Below are 14,869 nucleotides of genomic sequence, written 5' to 3'. Positions count from 1 at the left end.
CCCCGGACTGTCGTTCTGCGGGGCCGTGCGGACCAGCGTGCCGGTGGCCGCCCGGGCGGCTGGGGCGGCGGTGCTTCCCACCGGCACCAGCCATCCCGGAGAACCGGCCTGGTCCGGCACAGCCGCTGCGGCGGCCATGGCGGGTTCCTGCTGGCCGGCCGGCCAGCTGTCGAGGTCATCCCACTGACGGCCTGGTCCCCAGTGCAGCGGCTGCTCCGGTGCCCGGTCCTGCCCGGGGTCGGGCTCGTAGGGGACGGCGTCGGCCCAGGGCTCGTCCTCGCTGCGCCGGGTCTGGTGCCGGGTGGTGACCGCCGGGCCGGCTCCGGCTGCTTCGTCGGCGTCTTCGACGCGGCCGCCCCTGCCGCCGTTGACCATTTTTCCGATCTGCCGTGCGGTGATCCTGCCCCGGGCGTATCCCAGGATGGCTCCGCCGAGGGCCGTCTTGGTGCGGCCCATGGCGCCGGTGCCGCGGCCGAACCATTCGGCGTTCGGGGAGATCATGGCGGACAGTTTCCGGAACGGTTTTGTGATCGCCCACAGCATGACGGTCAGGACCCACAGCAGGACCACGGCGAACCACTCGGGCATGCGGTTGCCGCCGCTGAGGAGTACCTGGATGAACAACGCCTCGAGCGAGGCGGCGAGAACGAACAAAGGGGCGTTGATGAGGGCCGCCCCGCCCGAGCGGGCCAGGGTCCGCAGGGTGCCGCTCATCTGCCGGTGCAGCGCGATGGGCGCGATGGCCGGCAGGAACACGATGACCAGTTTGAGGATCAGCCGGGCGCAGATGATCACGATGGACGCGGCGAAGGAGAAGAAGTTGGTGGGGATCGCGCCGAGCGCTCCGCTGGCGGAGGCCCCGAAGCGGCCGTCGGCCACGCCGGTCAGGTGCCGGTAGGCGTCCGGGTCCTCCTTCTTCACCTTCTCCGCGACGTTCTCCCAGGTCTTCTTCTTGTCCACGATGAGCGTGTCGCGCTCTTTCTGCGGGAGCCGGGACTGCGCCCAGGTCAGGGCCTGGGCGTCGTAGAGCTGCATGCCGTACTTCTTGGCCACGGGCGCGTCGGAGCTGCCGAACTCCCCGCGCAGCCAGTTGTTGTACAAGATGGTCCCGGTCAGGACGTTGCCCTGGCTGGTGGCCGGGTCGGCGCCCTTGCTGGTGTCACCGGCGACGCCTTGCTGGACCTGGCCGACGGTCTGCGTGATCATCTCGTCGGCGAGGCTGCCCGCCTTCTCGGGGTAGTTGAACGCGATGGCGGTCACGGTCATGACCAGCAGGGCCCAGGCGACGGATTTGGCGGTGTCGGGCCAGTCCTTGCGGCCTGCCCGGTAGACGATCACCACGCCCAGGAGCAGCAGCGAGATGCCGATCCACGGCCGGTAGACCGCGTCGGTGACAGCGCGGGTGGCTTTGGCGAAAACGTCGTTGATCCCGGACATGTAGCCGTCGCCGGTGGCTTCCTGCTGCAGGGCGACCGCGACGCCGGTCCACCATTTGCTGCCGCTGAACAGGAGATTGGCCCAGGTGGTGCCCATGCTCGCGCCGGCGGCCTCGGCGAGCCCGCTGGTCCCGGAGCAGCTGAGGTCGTAGGTGTGCCATTCCAGGCCCGCGAAGCCGTACTGCTCGTAGATGTGGGCGGGGGCCTTGGGGTCCTTCGGGTCGATGGGGGCGGGTGCTTTCTCCGGAGGTTTCTGGGCCCAGGAGGCGTCGCCGCGCCCGGGCAGTGCCGGGGTGGGGGCGTGCTTGCAGTTGGGGGACAGCCCGTAGGGGTCGGTGATGGAGGGGTGGGTGGGCGGGGCGGCCGGGTCGTCGGCCTTGGTGTCCCCGTTCTTGCCGGGCTCGTACTTGCAGTATTTGCGGGCTTCACCCTTGATCAAATCGCAAGGATTGGGTTCAGCGTGGGCGCCGGTGGCCTGGGGGCCGAGCAGGAAGCCGCCGGCTATGACCAGCAGCAGCGCGAGGCACCACAGGCGGGCGGATGGTGCCGGGGGCCGGCGGCGCGGGGCGGCCGGTGTCATCGCAGGGCCCCTTCGCCGTTCTGGACCATTCCCAGGACGGCAGAGCTGGTCCACGGGTTGGCGGAGGACGTTTTGCTCAGGGGGCTGGCGGTGGTGTTGAGCGCCGCCTTGAGCGCCGGGCGGTGCTCGAGGTTGACGGTGATGCGCTCGATGCCGCCGTCGCCGTCGTCGAAGATGAACTCACGCGGGCGCTCGTTGCGGTCCGCGCCGCGCTCGATCCGCGACAGCCCGGCCAGGACGTCCTCGTAGCCGTTGCCGGGCTCGATGCCGATCAGCCGGAGCGCCGCGCGCTGGGCCTGCTCGCCGACGGTGCGGCCGATGAACGCCGAGTCGATCCAGTTGCCGAGATCGGCGGCCAGCAGGTCCTCGGCGTCCTGGGAGGCGATCAGGGCTCTGCCGTTGTGTTTGCGGGAGTCGCGCGCGGTCTTCTTGATCAGGGTGCGGCCGGAGGAGACCTGCATCAGCGCCCACGCCTCATCCAGGAAGAGCCCTTTGCGTTCGTGCATGGGGCGGTCGTAGATGCTGCGCTGCGCGTACCAGCCGGCCAGGTAGAGCAGGGGCATGCTGTACTGCTCGTCCAGGGACCACTCGCTCGCGGGCACCCCGGCCGTCGGCAGCTGCAGGCCCTTGAGGCTCATGACGACGAGGCGGTGGTGCGCGCTCAGGTACCGGTCGTCACCGCCGTCCGTCCCGGGGAAGATCAGCTGCCCGGCCGGGAGCTCGCTGGCTCCCTGCAGGAGCTCCGCCAGGTGCTGGGCGTGCTCGGCCAGCGACCCGTCGAACCGCTTGAGCATCTCGATGACCGCGAACGGGCTGGAGTTCACCGAGGTGTCCGCCCGCTGCGCCGCCATCAGCAGCACCTTGTTCGTGTGCTCCGACGTCCGCAGCGACTCGGGCAGCAGCCCCTTGAGGACGTCGGCGGCCAGGGTGCGGCGCTGCGCCTGGGCGGCCCGGCCGGCGGCGACGAACGCCTCCTCGGCCGCGGCCCGGGGGTCGGGTTTGTCGGCGAAGTCCTCGGGCCGGAAGTGGGCGGCCACGGGGTCCGGGATCACCCGGTAGGGGTTGAGCGTGCCCGGCTCCGCGCTCATCAGGTCGATCTCTTTGGCGTACGGGCGCAGCTCGGGCAGGGCGCACAGCCGGGTGAGGGGGCCTGAGGGGTCCAGGCAGGTGAAGGCGACGCCCATGCGCGCCGCGTCGTACATGATCTTGCCCGCGAGGGTGGATTTCCCGCCGCCCAGGGTGGACACGATCGGGGTGAGGCCGCTGCTCTCGCGGACCTCCATGCTGCGCCAGGGGTGCCACATCACGGCGCGCCGGGATGCTCCGGAGGTGTGGCCGAGGTTCAGTCCGCTGCGGTCGCCGACCAGGGCGGACGCGGCGGGCAGGGCACCGGCGACCGTGGTCACCGGCAGGCGGCGTTTGAAGGCGTCGTTGGCCAGGGGCTCGCCGGGGATGAATTCCCGGGCGAGGCGGTACTGGTCGGCGGGGCGGTGGATGAGGATGTGGCCTTTGTAGAGGGCCTGGACGCGTTTGACGCGGTCGTGGACCTGCTCGGGGGTGGTGCCCGGGACCGCGATGCGGAACCAGCCCGCGGTGCGGGTGGCGACCCCGGCGAACCCTTCTGAGTTGATCTCGTCCTCGGTGGCCAGTGCCTGGTCGCGCTGGCGGCCGAGCTGCTGGGGGATGTCCGCCCCGTGTTCGGCGTGGTGCTTGACCTGGTAGTGAATGCGGTCGAGCTGGCTGCGCATCTCCTTGCCGACTTCGCCGCCGTCACGGACGTCGAAGGTGGCGCTGACCTCGTAGGGAAACGGCACCCGGTCCATGCGCTGCAGCCACGGCCCGTGGCCCGATTCGGGGATCGGTGGCAGCGCCATGCGGCCCATGGTCATCACGGAGACGTAGCGCTGCTGGGTGCGCCCGTCGCGCCGCCCGGTGACCAGAACATGCGGCGCGTACGCCTCCGGAGTGACCCACTCGACGGGGTCGGTGTACTCGGCCAGGTCAGCGGTGCTCCACTGGCTCCCGGGCTGGACCGGCGGATCCAGCGGGGCGGGCAGTCCCAGACCTATGGAGCGGGTGAGCAGCCAGTCCATGTCGGAGGCGGTGACGGGCCGCGCCGACATGCCGGGGCCGGCCATGGTGGTGTCGATCTCCTGCAGGTCACGGCTCAGCGCGTCCAGCTCGCGCTGGCCGGAGGAGAGCAGGCGGCTGCTCTGCCGGCCCGCGCCGGACAGCCGCCCGACGGCGACGCCGTAGTAGACGACCTTGTCGTCCAGCGGCATGGAGCCGACCTTCTGCTGCTCCTCGGCCAGGTAGCGGTCCCACCCGGGCAGCGGGTCGATCACCGACCGGTGCAGGCTCTCCGCCCACCGGGCGACGGGGTAGGGGCGGTGGGTGATCCGCAGGTGCACGCGCCGGCCGCTGAGCTCGGCCAGGCGCTGCGCGTGGGCGCGCAGCAGCTGGTTGCGGTCGGCATCGGAGAGGAACGACCACCTCGCCGGGGCTGCGACGTACCAGGCGGTGACGTGACCGGTCTTGGACAGGGCCAGGTGGCCGGTGATGTCGGTGAGCTGGAGGCCGGTGGCGAACTTGGTGTCCGGTGCCGTGCGCCGTGTGGTGAGCAGGCGGGCCTTCAGGCCCCGCCGCGGTGCGCCGCCCTTGGGTGTGGCGCTGTCCTTGGATCTGGAGGTGGCCTTGCTGGGCTGGAACACGAACGAACTCCCCTTCGCGGTTTCGCGGTGCTGCCTGTGGACAGCAGCGCCCGGGGTGGTGCGATTCAGCGGGTGCGCGGGGCGCGGCGGCGGACGCCGGAGAGGGTGAGGCGGGCGCGGGCGCCGGTCTTCTGGGAGGGGCGGGGGGCCGAGACCTCGTGCCAGAACGTCACGGCCACCGCCCGGGCGGTGTGCTCGTGGTCGACGCGGTCCATGACGCGCATCGTGGCCCACATGACGAAGACCAGTCCGTAGACGGCGGGCCAGGGGCCGAGCACTCCGGTCCACAGCTCCAGGAGGAGGACCAGGGCGTAGAGCACGGTCCCGATGCCGTAGGCGCGGTAGCGCACGCGCCAGGGCAGGGTCATGCGTGGCGGGCCGAGGAAGAGGTCGTCGGCCGCGTACACCTCATCGTCGGTGTTCATCCGCATGCGGGGCGGCCTACTTCCAGAACCAGCCGGACAGGAAGTCCCCGATGGCCGAGCCCTTGGACGCCATGCCGATGACGGCGAGGCCGACCAGGGCGATGCCCCCGACGGTGAGCGCGCCGGACCAGTCCTTGCGCCGGGAGCCGAAGACGATGACGAGGCCGGCGATGAGCAGCCCCACCTGCAGCGCGTCCTGTTTGAGGAACTCCTGCAGGCCGCCGGTGGTGAAGGCCGCCAGCACCACCGCGCCGGCGGCGTGGAAGCGGCTCGTCCCGGCGGCACCGGCGGCGGGGGCCAGGGTCCGGCGGGCGTGGTGCAGCCGGCCGGCGAGGCGCATCCGGCGGGCGTAGTCGTTCAGATTCGTGATCAGCCGCCCTAAGACGTGGACGTGGGCGTTCATCTCTTCGACTCCCGTGGTCGGGTCACGCAGCGTCACGTTACATGTGACTTGTGGGACTTGGGGGCTCAGCATAGGCCGCAATCCGCCATTCGAATAGGCTTATTTCCCTTCCTCACCACAGTCCCCGCAGGTCACAGGCGAGCCCTAGCATGTCTCGTGCAACTCCCACGGGGGACCGGGAGTTCACGGGGAGGGACGGCCGTCATGTGGATCGGCGTAGGCAAGGGCAAGGGCGGCGCCGGGTGCACGACCGCCGTACTGGAGCTCGCCTACGCGGGAACCAGGCGCGGCCGCCGGGTGGGGGTCCTGGACATCGACCCCCAGGGCAACGCCACGGACGCTCTCGAACCGGTCTCCCGCCGGCACGGCCTGAAAGACGCCCTCGCTCCGTACGACGCCGTGCGCGGCCTCGCCCCGCTGCCCCTGCGCGAGGTCCTCACGCCCACCGCCTGGGACGGTGTCCTCCTCGCCCCGGCAGACCGGTTCCTGGCCAACCGGGAAGCGGACATCACCGCGGACGGAATAGCCGCCCTGCGCCGCGCGCGGCGCTCCGGCGAATTAGATGATCTCGTCGACGACGTCGTCATCGACCTGCCCCGCCATCTCGGAAAACTCACAGCAACCGGGCTGCTGGGAATCGAGCACCTCTTCATCGCTGCCCGGGCCACCTTATGGGGCGCTCAGGGGGCGGAAGAGATGCGCTACACCGCCGGGCTGATCGCCGCAAAGGGAAACCCGGAACTGGTTATAGAAGGCGTCATTGTCGCCGAATATGACGGCTCCCGTGACTCCCGGCGGGTCCTGGAGGAACTGCACAACCGGTTCGGGAAAAGGATGGTGGACCCTCCGGTGCCCCGGCGCGTGCGCGTGCGGGAAGCGGTCGAGAGCTATCACACACCCTGCCGCCTCTTCGGTGGCAAGGATCTGGAAGAGGTCGCCGATATCTACCAGAACATCTACGACCGCGTGCTCAACAGCGCGCCCGGCCAGGGGAAGACGCCGCGATGACCGACCAGGGAGAAATGGCGGCGGCGACACCCGCTGGGAGATGGGTCAGGCAATCCCCTGCCCGAATCCGTGAACGCGCCGAGCCCGACCCGGTCGACGTCGCCCTCGGCGGCATGACACCGCCGGCGCCCCGCCCGGACGGTACGCCAGACAGCAGCGGCACTCTCCCGCACCCGGCACCCCCGCCGCCCCCAGGCGGCGCGAACCCCGCCGGCGCCAGCGGCTGCGAAGGGTGCCGCCGGGGGCAAGGCGGCAGCACGCCGGAACGCCGGGCGGCGACACCCCCCGGCGCCACCGCACCGGAGGCCACCCCCGGGGGCATGCCGTCCGGCCGGAACGGCGGCACAACGCGGGCACCGCAACCCGCGATTGCGGAACCCGCTCTTCCGGCCGGTGCGGCCCCCGCCTCCGAGCCCGGGCTTGTCCCGGAGGTCATGAAGCAGCGCTCCTTCTCCCTGCCAGACTCCCTCTACCACCGCGCCCGGGCGGCGCAGTGGCACACCCAGACCCGACCGGACGGCCACGGGAACCTCAGCGAGCTCGTCCGCACGGTCCTCGAGGCAGAAGTCCTGCGACTGAAAGCCGCCCACCACCACGGCCGCCCCTTCCCCGACGTCGACAGGCTCCGCACCGGCCCGAGCCCCGCAGGAGCAGCGCGCGGCGCGCAGATCCGGGCCGCCAACCGCCGCCGGGCCACCCGGCCGGACACCGGACCAGGACAGGACGCGGGCACGGAAAACCCGCCACGGAGGGCGGGGCTGTGGAGGGGCGCTGAGCCCTTAGATTCTCGCAAAGCTGCGATTCAGATGCTCAGCGTACCACCACTGTCAAGCCCGGAGAGAAGGGGCACGCACCACCCACCCCGTCACCCCAGACCCGCCGCAGGAGGACCACCGTGGCACCACCCAGCACCACCACCGACCCGGCCGACCGCTCCCCCCTCATCACCGCCGCCACCTCCGGCGCGGGCCTCGCCCTGATCGCCTACGCCGCCACACACCTCCTCCACCGGCCCGGCCTCCTCCCCGCCGGCCTCGGCGCAGCCGCCGCCCTCGCCGTCCTCGTCGCCCTCGCCGAAACCTGGCACCGCCGCCGCACCCGGCCCGTCCGCGACCTCACCACAGCCCTCGCCCCCCTGCTGCGCACCGAGCCCGCCAAAGCAATGATCAAGGCGCGCAAGCACCGGAACGGGACACCCACCCGCCTCACGATCCGCTACGGAGCGACCTTCGACGAGCGCGACGAAAAAGCCCGGGCCAAGGTCCGCGAGATCATCGCGACCCGCCTCGGCGGGCCCGCCGAGGCGACCTGGAAACCGACCCGGAGACAGATCCTTGTCACCGTCGACGCCTCGCCCGGCAGCGGCGACATCATCGACAGCGACCAGCCGGCCGCACCGGAGACGACCGATCCCATCCCCGGCCGCGACACCATGCGCACCCGCACCACCGACGTCGTCCAGGCCATCCTCGGCGCCTCCGCCCACGTCGACCGCGTCGACTTCGCCGCATACACCGACACCCCCACCGGAATCGACGTCACCTACGCGACCACCACCCGCGACCTCGCCGCGGGATTCCGCGACCGGGTCCTGCTCCAGATCAACAGCAAAATCCCCGGAAACTGGCGCAGCACCTGGGACTTCGAGAACAACCGGATCCGGTTCGAACTGCGGCCGCCCTTCCCGACGAACGTCCGCTACCCGATCACCCACCAGTTCGTAAAATACGAACTCCCCTACGCGGTCACCGAGCACCAGCGCATCGAAAGCTGGGCACTCGGCAGCAAGAACCCCCACTGCCTGGTGGTCGGGCCGACCGGAAGCGGAAAGACGGTATTCATCCGCAACCTCGTCGTCGCCGCCCGGGTCCTCGGCATCCCCGTGGTGCTGTGCGACCCGAAAATGACCGAGTACCTCGACTTCGAGGAACTCGACGGTGTCACCGTCATCACCGAAACCCTGGACATCGCGGAAGCCATCACCCTGACACACCGTGAAATGATGAGCCGCTACCGGGCCATCAAGCGCCGCCAGGCCCGCAAGGGCGACTTCGGAAAGATCATGTTCATCCTGGACGAATTCTTCATCTTCAAGGAAGCCAGCGGTGTTATCTGGCAGGAAATGAAAGCCCGCGACAAGGACCTCAAGGGGCGCGAGCACCCGTGCCTGTCCCTGTGGAAGCGGCTCGCGGTCCTGGCCCGCACCGCCGAGATCCACCTCACCGTCGGCATCCAGCGGCCCGACGCCGAGTTCCTCACCGGCCTCGCCCGCGACAGCTTCCGCATGAGGATCAGCCTCGACCAGGCGACCCCCGAGGCCGCCAGGATGATGTGGGGAAACAGCCGCATCGGCACCACCCTCCCCAACATCCAGGGCCGCGCCGTCGCCAGCACCGCCGACGGACCCGCCTACGTCCAGGTCCTCCGCCTCCTCACCCCCTCCGACGAAGACGCCTTCGACGCCGAGGACGCCACCGTGTGGAAGCACCTGGTGGACCGGATGACACACAACGCCGAGGCACACGCCAACGGCGACGGCCCGCTCGCCTTCCTCGGACCACTCAACAACCCCACCCCGGTCGAGGCGACGGAGACAGAAGGCGCCTTCGCCCTCCCGCCCGCCCCGGCCCAGCCGGCCCCGGAACCCGAAGACACCACACCCGCGGGGGCTCTGGAAGCCGAGGACGGCACGGAGGAGGCCGGCGTCTACGAGCTCGAGGTCGGCGACCACATCGAGCTCGACCTCGACACCGGCACCGAACCCGTCGAGGTCGCCGACCTCCACTTCGGAGAAGACGAGGACAACGAGGAGGAATGGGTGGAGATCGAGTACACCGCACAGGACGGCACCACCGGAGTACAGCGCCTCGGCGTGGACGACATCGTCACCCGCAAGACCCCCGCCACCACCTCAGGGGGCTCCGAAACATGATGAGCGCACCGCCCATCGCCGCGGCAGCACGCTGACGACCAGGTGCTCGGGGCCTGGCGGCCGCATCGGCTTCAACCGGACGGCCGCCAGGCCCCGCCATTCTCACCGCCGCAGCGGCGCCCGGCCGTCAGGCGACGAGCCCGCCCTGAAGGTCGTCCATCCGCCCCATCACCCCGCGGAGCGCGGGATGGGCCCGGTCCCCGCCCAGCCGCAGCACCTCGGCCAGCTGCCCGCCCAGCCACACCGACCGCTCCGCCTCCCGCACCCGGTGCCAGCAGGCATAAGCCCGCTGCGCCGCACCCCAGTAGGCCGCGCTGCCGATCCCGGCCCAGCCACGGGCGGCCTCCAGGTAGAGCTCGCACGCGCTCCCGGGCAGCCCGCACACGAGGTTGGTGTGGGCGCGCAGCTCGAGCGCGCGCCACACGTACGGGTGGCCGGCACCGTAGGCGCCGGCGATGCCGGTCTCCAGGAAGCGGGCCAGCCGCATCGCCGCGTGCTCCGTACCGGCCTCCACCGCCCTGACGACGGCCACGACGCGCTCACGGTATTCCGCCGGAGTCGTCTCACCATCCGGGTCGGCGACCAGCTCGCGCACCTCGGTGGCGTCCTGCACCCGGCCACTGGGGTGCACCACCAGCAGCCACACCGCCCCGTCCGGGTCCGTGGCCTCCACCCGCAGAGACCGGCGCTGCTCCGCAGCGGCCCGGGCGATCTGACGCAGCGCCGCGGCGCGGGTCCCGGCAAGAGTGCTGTCCTCGGACGGCACCTCGATGCCGTCCACCCAGCCGCGGCCGTCGGCGGCCAGGAGCACCTTGATCACATTCACCTGTTGAGCAGCCACTGCCGCACCCCCTCAGCCCCGTTCGTGTACGCCTATCTGACCACGGGGGTGGCTGAGAAGGAGCGCCCGCAGGCTGAGCGCAGTGGGTCCTGCCGTGAGTGTGACGGCCTCTTACTGCCAGGCGAGGGGAATCCAGCCCAGGAAGATGTGGCCGACGGCGCCGTAGCGCAGGACGTCGTTGAGCCCGGTTGAGGAGATGGAGGCCGCCCGGATCACGGGGCGGCCTCCGCTGTGGATCTTCGTCGCCACGGGCGCTGGCCTTCCAGGAGCCCACGGGATCTCCCGAGATTACCGGCCCCAGCTGGCCTGGAAGATTGGCAGACGTGGCTGGAAGAAGTAGCGACTCTTCTTGGCGGCGGCGATTGCGGCGGCGGCCGGGCTGTCGGCCCCAGCGGGAATGTGCGGGTAGACGCAGTCGACCAGGTCGTACGCCTTTGCGTCGTCGCCCACAGATCCGACCACGGCACAGACCGGGCGGCTGTATCCGCCGGCCTCCGCCCATACCCCGGGCCAGTCGGGGTGCTGCTCGGTCACGTGCACGTCGCAGTTCTGGCACGGGACCTTCTGCTCCTTGCCGGTCAGCTGCCCGGCCGGACGGGCCTGGTCGGCGTCGAGGACATGACCGACCCGCCGCACGGCCCCGCCCCCGAGGCGGGACCGGTCGCACACCGGGCCGCCCTCGTACTCCACGCTGACCAGCACGCCCGGCCAGTGCGGGTGCCGGTCGGTCACCGGCGCGCCGCAGCCGGCGCACGCGCGGGCGCTCAGGCCGTGCTCATGGAACAGGGCGAAGGTCTCCTCGGGCAGCGGCTCGTACGCCCTGCCGGGGCCGACGGCGAAGGGAGCCAGGTCGAGCAAGGGCAGCTTCTTCTCCGCCAGGTGCAGGTCCTCCCACGTCTGCATCCCGGCCACGGGCAGGCTCTGGGCCCAGCCGATGCGCGGCACGCTTGTGGTCGACGGTCGCTGGACTGTCTCAAGTCCGGGGCGGCGCAGGCTCTCGGGCACGTACGCGGCCAGAACGCGGTGCAGTTGCTCCATGGCCTGGTCCCGGTCGTCGGCGTCCAGCCAGGTCGTCTTCACCAGTTCCCGCAGGGGTCCCCGCGGGTACAGGGCTACCTCGTACCGCCAGTCGTCCGTGTCCCGGTGCAGGCTGCGCTCGTACTCGCCGGAGTCGTGGAAGGAGAAGCACGACAGGCCCCCGCCGGCCTCCTCCGCCGCGGCCACGGCCTCTTCGACCGTCGGGTAGGTGTCGGTGAAGTCGCCCCATGGCTCCGCCAGCAGCCCGAAGAGAGTGTCGTCCATCGCCGTCAGCATCGGCAGGTTCGTTGCCACCGTCGCGGCGTTCCGTGACGCCGCGGCCTTGCGCTGCTTCGCCTGTTTCGCGTGCTTGGCAGCCCGCGTCTGCTGCACTCTCTTCCCCATCGTGCCCGCCTATGTCGAAGTTGCCATGTATCAGCTAGTAAACGGCGAGTTGGGCGGTTCGTCACGCACACCGGTGTCCACGGACAACAGAACGGTCCGTCCGGGTGGGCCGGCGGCGTGGGTGGCTTTAGCGGCGGTCCGTGCCGCGCGTCCGTAGCGGATCGGCGCCCGCTTGTCCGCGGTTTTGGCCTTCTCATCTCTGCACTGGTGGTGCCCCATCATTCTGGTCGCGTGCTGAGGGCATCTCTGGTTCGGGGGGCGTAAGGAGGGGATCGACCAGCGGCAGGAGGTGGCCGTGGTCGCCTTGCGCTTCTGCGCGCAGGGCGGAGCGATCCTATGGCCGACCTGAGGCGGTCCCACCGAGCAAATATTCCGTGATCTGCATCACCATTGGTTTGCGCGTGAGATCGCAGGCGCGCATGCCGTGCGAATAGGGAAGACGGGTTTCCGCCGGTCAGCGTGTTACCTAACGGTAGCTATTCGACTACAGAGTGAATTGGTCTACACCTTTGAGTGATGATGTCATCACACGCCGTGAAAAATCTGCCCGGTGCGGTACGCGTTCGGGCACCCCGATCCGAAATCCTGCGGCTGAGGGCAAACGCCCTCCGGCGCCCTATGGGGGCAGGGAGTTGGGTGCCGCCCGCAGGACTTGAGGATGGCTCGTGACTGTTAACGACGCGCTGGACGCGCTGGTAGTGGCCACCGCGCTGCGAGTTTTCGCCCCGGACGGACGCGCGCTGGTACGGCGTGTGCTCAGCGCCGGGGTACGCGTCGGCACCGCCGGCCTGCTGGAGGACGCCTCCCGCACCACACGCACGTCGCCCCAGCCGCTGATCTCCCCTGACGAGGAGGTCTGACCATGAACATCCCGTCATCCGACGAAGCCGGCGAAACCCAGTTCGCCCTGCCCCCCCCAGCTTCCTCGATGAACTCAACGCGCTCGAAGGTGTCCAGTACCAGATGCCACCGGACCTGGAAGCCTTCTTCGACCTCTACGCCAGGGCGCACGTGCGCTACGCGCACGCGATGCTCGGGGACAAGAAGGCCGCCACGGCCGTCGTGCGCCGGGTCTACTCCCACCTGGCGCTGAACTGGGTCGTCGTGCTGAAGGAGGAGAGCCCCGAAGCATACGCCTTCGCCCTGCTCAAGCAGCGCGTCGAGACACACCTGCGGCTCACCGGGAATGCCTCACAGATGGCGCGACCGCCAGCTTCCAGCAGGCCGCCCGCGCCACCCTGGAAGCCATGCGGACCCAGCTGCAGGTCATGGAGTCCTCACTCGGCCTCTTCACCGCCATAGCCTCCCTCCCCTCCCGGCAGTACGACGTCATCGTCCTGCACTACGTTCTGGGCTACCCCTGCTCCCGCATCGCCAACATCATGGGGATCAAGCCCGACACCGTCCGCTCCCACCGCCGCCTGGCCCGGGAACGCATCGCCACCAAGCTCGGCCTGTCCATGACCCCGGCTGCCGACGAAGACAAGGAGTAACACCGTGCCACGCAGGATCGACGAAACCCTGGCCGACGTCGGCTTGCCCGATCTCTTCAGCGAAGAGGACATGGACGACCTCAAGAAGGAAATCGTCCGCGAGGTCACCGACAGCATGATGTTCGGCGCCATGCCCGCGCCCACCGGCCACTTCCCCACCACACACGATCAGGCGAACAAAGACCTCCAGGCACTGACCGCCCAGCTGCTGCACCACGACGACGTCGGTCACCGGCTGAGCGAGCTGTGCGACGAAGGCATCGACCCCGACGGCGCCCTGCACTTCGCCTGCCTGCTCAGCCTCGCCAACGAACCCGCCTGCGCCCAGTTCTGGTGGCAGTTCTCCGCCGGCGCTGGCAACGCCCTCGCCGCCTACTGCCTACACCTGCTCCACCTCGGCCGCGGCGACCTGCGCGACGCCGACCACTGGGCCTGCCAGGCCGTCGCCCTCACCGACCACTACCCCGGCCCCCTCTTCGAACTCACCACCGGCCCCCAGCCCCACTTCCCCATCGCCGCCCTGCGCAAAGTCGTCGGCCGGCTGAAGGCCGACGTGGTCGAAGAGTTCGGCTTCGGCCGCGTCCTGCACCCCGACCTCCGTCTCGCCGACCAGATCGAAGAACTCGCCGACGCCTTCTGACCCAGCAGCACACGGCCGGTTGGCTTCCCGCAGGAGGCCAACCGGAATACGCCACACGGGGCGAGGGTTCCGGTAGCTTCCCGGCGCAGGCCGGGAAGACTGCTAGCTGCCGGACAGGCCGCGCATCTGCTCCGCGCGCAATGCTGCGGTCGCCCTCTCCTGGCGTTGGTCCACAAGATCAGCGAAACGGGCGACCGCGGCGCGCTCTGTGGGCGTGAGATCGTCCATTGTCGCCTCGATAGCGGTGCGGACACCGTCGCCTATCTCGCGCGCAGAACGGAACTCGACCTCGACGGCCCCGACCGTTTCGAGGTACCCGAGTTCGACGAGGCGCTGGACAGATTCGTGGGTCTCGGTCTTTGGCATTCTGAGTTCAGAGATCAGCCAATCGAGGCTGCCGTACGGGAAGCAGACGTCCAGCAGCCAGCGGCAGCGCATGTATACACCGACGTCAGTCGCGGAAAGACGCGGGTCGGTGACGGGCGTGTGGGGTACAGCGAGTACGTATGGCTCGCCGAAATCGCTGCGGAGTTTCACCGGTTCCGGGGTGGGCATGCGTGGTTCTCCTTGGAGCGCTGCTACGTGAAGCCTAGGGTTCGGCGTGTGTGGTGTCAGTGGTACTCGCCGAAGACACAACGAGGTGGCCCTTGACCTGGGGTGATGGGGCCGGGCCACCCTCCTGGAACTGGAGAAGGGCGAAGTGCCTGGTCGCCGGGCGGGCTCCGTCTGTTCCGCCGTTGCGGGGGCTGGGGTAGAGGGGCCTGCCCATAGGAGAGGCCACGGCGACTGCCAGGAGTGTGGCTGGCTGCCCGGCGTACGGGTGATCTCGTCGTCGCCGCGGCGCCCTTCTGGCCGGGGTTGGCGAATTTCCGCTGGTCGGTCAGCCATGTCCCGAGCGGGAACCCCGCAGGCTTCCACTCGGCGGGGGTGATGTACCCGTAGGGCACGCGCAGCTGCTGCGCCCCTGTTTCGGTGATC

At 70.1% G+C, this 14,869-nt stretch carries 14 protein-coding genes; 6 read left to right on the top strand and 8 right to left on the bottom strand.

Annotated features, from left to right (window positions below; genetic code table 11):
• The 4 genes from LUZ64_RS35800 to LUZ64_RS35785 form a co-directional block, all read right to left on the bottom strand.
• On the bottom strand, nucleotides 1-2,016 hold a 2,016-nt coding region (locus LUZ64_RS35800; RefSeq protein WP_232390627.1), incomplete at its 3' end, for a hypothetical protein.
• Nucleotides 2,013-4,727, bottom strand: a complete 2,715-nt coding sequence (locus tag LUZ64_RS37685) for an ATP-binding protein (RefSeq protein WP_095578381.1) — start codon at nucleotides 4,725-4,727, stop codon at nucleotides 2,013-2,015. The genes LUZ64_RS37685 and LUZ64_RS35800, both read right to left, overlap by 4 nt.
• Before the next feature lie 65 nt (nucleotides 4,728-4,792).
• Nucleotides 4,793-5,158 (bottom strand): hypothetical protein, encoded by a 366-nt coding sequence (locus LUZ64_RS35790; protein ID WP_095578382.1) that lies wholly within the window; start codon nucleotides 5,156-5,158, stop codon nucleotides 4,793-4,795.
• A gap of 10 nt (nucleotides 5,159-5,168) precedes the next feature.
• Complete coding sequence (locus LUZ64_RS35785; RefSeq protein WP_095578383.1) at nucleotides 5,169-5,555, bottom strand: hypothetical protein; 387 nt, start codon at nucleotides 5,553-5,555, stop codon at nucleotides 5,169-5,171.
• A 204-nt stretch (nucleotides 5,556-5,759) separates the two neighbouring features.
• Between LUZ64_RS35785 and LUZ64_RS35780 the strand changes: the two genes are divergently transcribed.
• Genes LUZ64_RS35780 through LUZ64_RS35775 form a run of 3 tightly spaced genes read left to right on the top strand, consistent with a single transcriptional unit; the run spans nucleotide 5,760 to nucleotide 9,495 of the window.
• Nucleotides 5,760-6,563 carry a ParA family protein gene (locus LUZ64_RS35780; protein WP_095578384.1) on the top strand — a complete coding sequence of 268 codons (804 nt, stop codon included), beginning with the start codon at nucleotides 5,760-5,762 and terminating at the stop codon, nucleotides 6,561-6,563.
• Nucleotides 6,560-7,543, top strand: coding sequence for a ParB family protein (locus tag LUZ64_RS38205; RefSeq protein WP_504954283.1), 984 nt, complete (start codon nucleotides 6,560-6,562; stop codon nucleotides 7,541-7,543). The genes LUZ64_RS35780 and LUZ64_RS38205 overlap by 4 nt, the downstream gene beginning before the upstream one ends.
• A complete protein-coding gene (locus LUZ64_RS35775) occupies nucleotides 7,459-9,495 on the top strand; it encodes an FtsK/SpoIIIE domain-containing protein (protein WP_095578385.1) in 2,037 nt (678 codons plus the stop codon). Before LUZ64_RS38205 ends, LUZ64_RS35775 begins: the two co-directional genes overlap by 85 nt.
• A 127-nt stretch (nucleotides 9,496-9,622) precedes the next feature.
• Here the strand turns inward: LUZ64_RS35775 and LUZ64_RS35770 are convergent, their stop codons facing one another.
• The 3 genes from LUZ64_RS35770 to LUZ64_RS35760 form a co-directional block, all read right to left on the bottom strand.
• On the bottom strand, nucleotides 9,623-10,336 hold the full coding sequence (locus tag LUZ64_RS35770) for a hypothetical protein (protein WP_143592985.1): 714 nt from the start codon (nucleotides 10,334-10,336) through the stop codon (nucleotides 9,623-9,625).
• Nucleotides 10,337-10,447: 111 nt separating this feature from the next.
• On the bottom strand, nucleotides 10,448-10,585 hold the full coding sequence (locus LUZ64_RS35765) for a hypothetical protein (RefSeq protein WP_170116625.1): 138 nt from the start codon (nucleotides 10,583-10,585) through the stop codon (nucleotides 10,448-10,450).
• A 39-nt stretch (nucleotides 10,586-10,624) separates the two neighbouring features.
• On the bottom strand, nucleotides 10,625-11,758 hold the full coding sequence (locus LUZ64_RS35760) for a hypothetical protein (RefSeq protein ID WP_143592986.1): 1,134 nt from the start codon (nucleotides 11,756-11,758) through the stop codon (nucleotides 10,625-10,627).
• 665 nt (nucleotides 11,759-12,423) lie between these two features.
• On the opposite strand from LUZ64_RS35760, the gene LUZ64_RS35755 reads away from it, so the two are divergent.
• The 3 genes from LUZ64_RS35755 (at nucleotide 12,424) to LUZ64_RS35745 (ending at nucleotide 13,891) form a co-directional block, all read left to right on the top strand.
• Nucleotides 12,424-12,618, top strand: coding sequence for a hypothetical protein (locus LUZ64_RS35755; protein ID WP_143592987.1), 195 nt, complete (start codon nucleotides 12,424-12,426; stop codon nucleotides 12,616-12,618).
• A 387-nt stretch (nucleotides 12,619-13,005) separates the two neighbouring features.
• A complete protein-coding gene (locus tag LUZ64_RS35750) occupies nucleotides 13,006-13,251 on the top strand; it encodes an RNA polymerase sigma factor (protein ID WP_095578388.1) in 246 nt (81 codons plus the stop codon).
• Between the two features lie 4 nt (nucleotides 13,252-13,255).
• Complete coding sequence (locus LUZ64_RS35745; protein WP_095578389.1) at nucleotides 13,256-13,891, top strand: hypothetical protein; 636 nt, start codon at nucleotides 13,256-13,258, stop codon at nucleotides 13,889-13,891.
• Nucleotides 13,892-13,993: 102 nt separating this feature from the next.
• On the opposite strand, the gene LUZ64_RS35740 is transcribed toward LUZ64_RS35745, so the two are convergent.
• Nucleotides 13,994-14,446, bottom strand: coding sequence for a hypothetical protein (locus LUZ64_RS35740; protein WP_095578390.1), 453 nt, complete (start codon nucleotides 14,444-14,446; stop codon nucleotides 13,994-13,996).
• Nucleotides 14,447-14,869 lie beyond the last annotated feature (423 nt).

The organism is Streptomyces albireticuli, assembly GCF_021228125.1.
GTDB classification, from domain to species: Bacteria; Actinomycetota; Actinomycetes; order Streptomycetales; family Streptomycetaceae; genus Streptomyces; species Streptomyces albireticuli.
The sequence above is the reverse complement of the archived record's forward strand: the minus strand, read 5'-3'. Positions and strand labels throughout refer to the sequence as shown.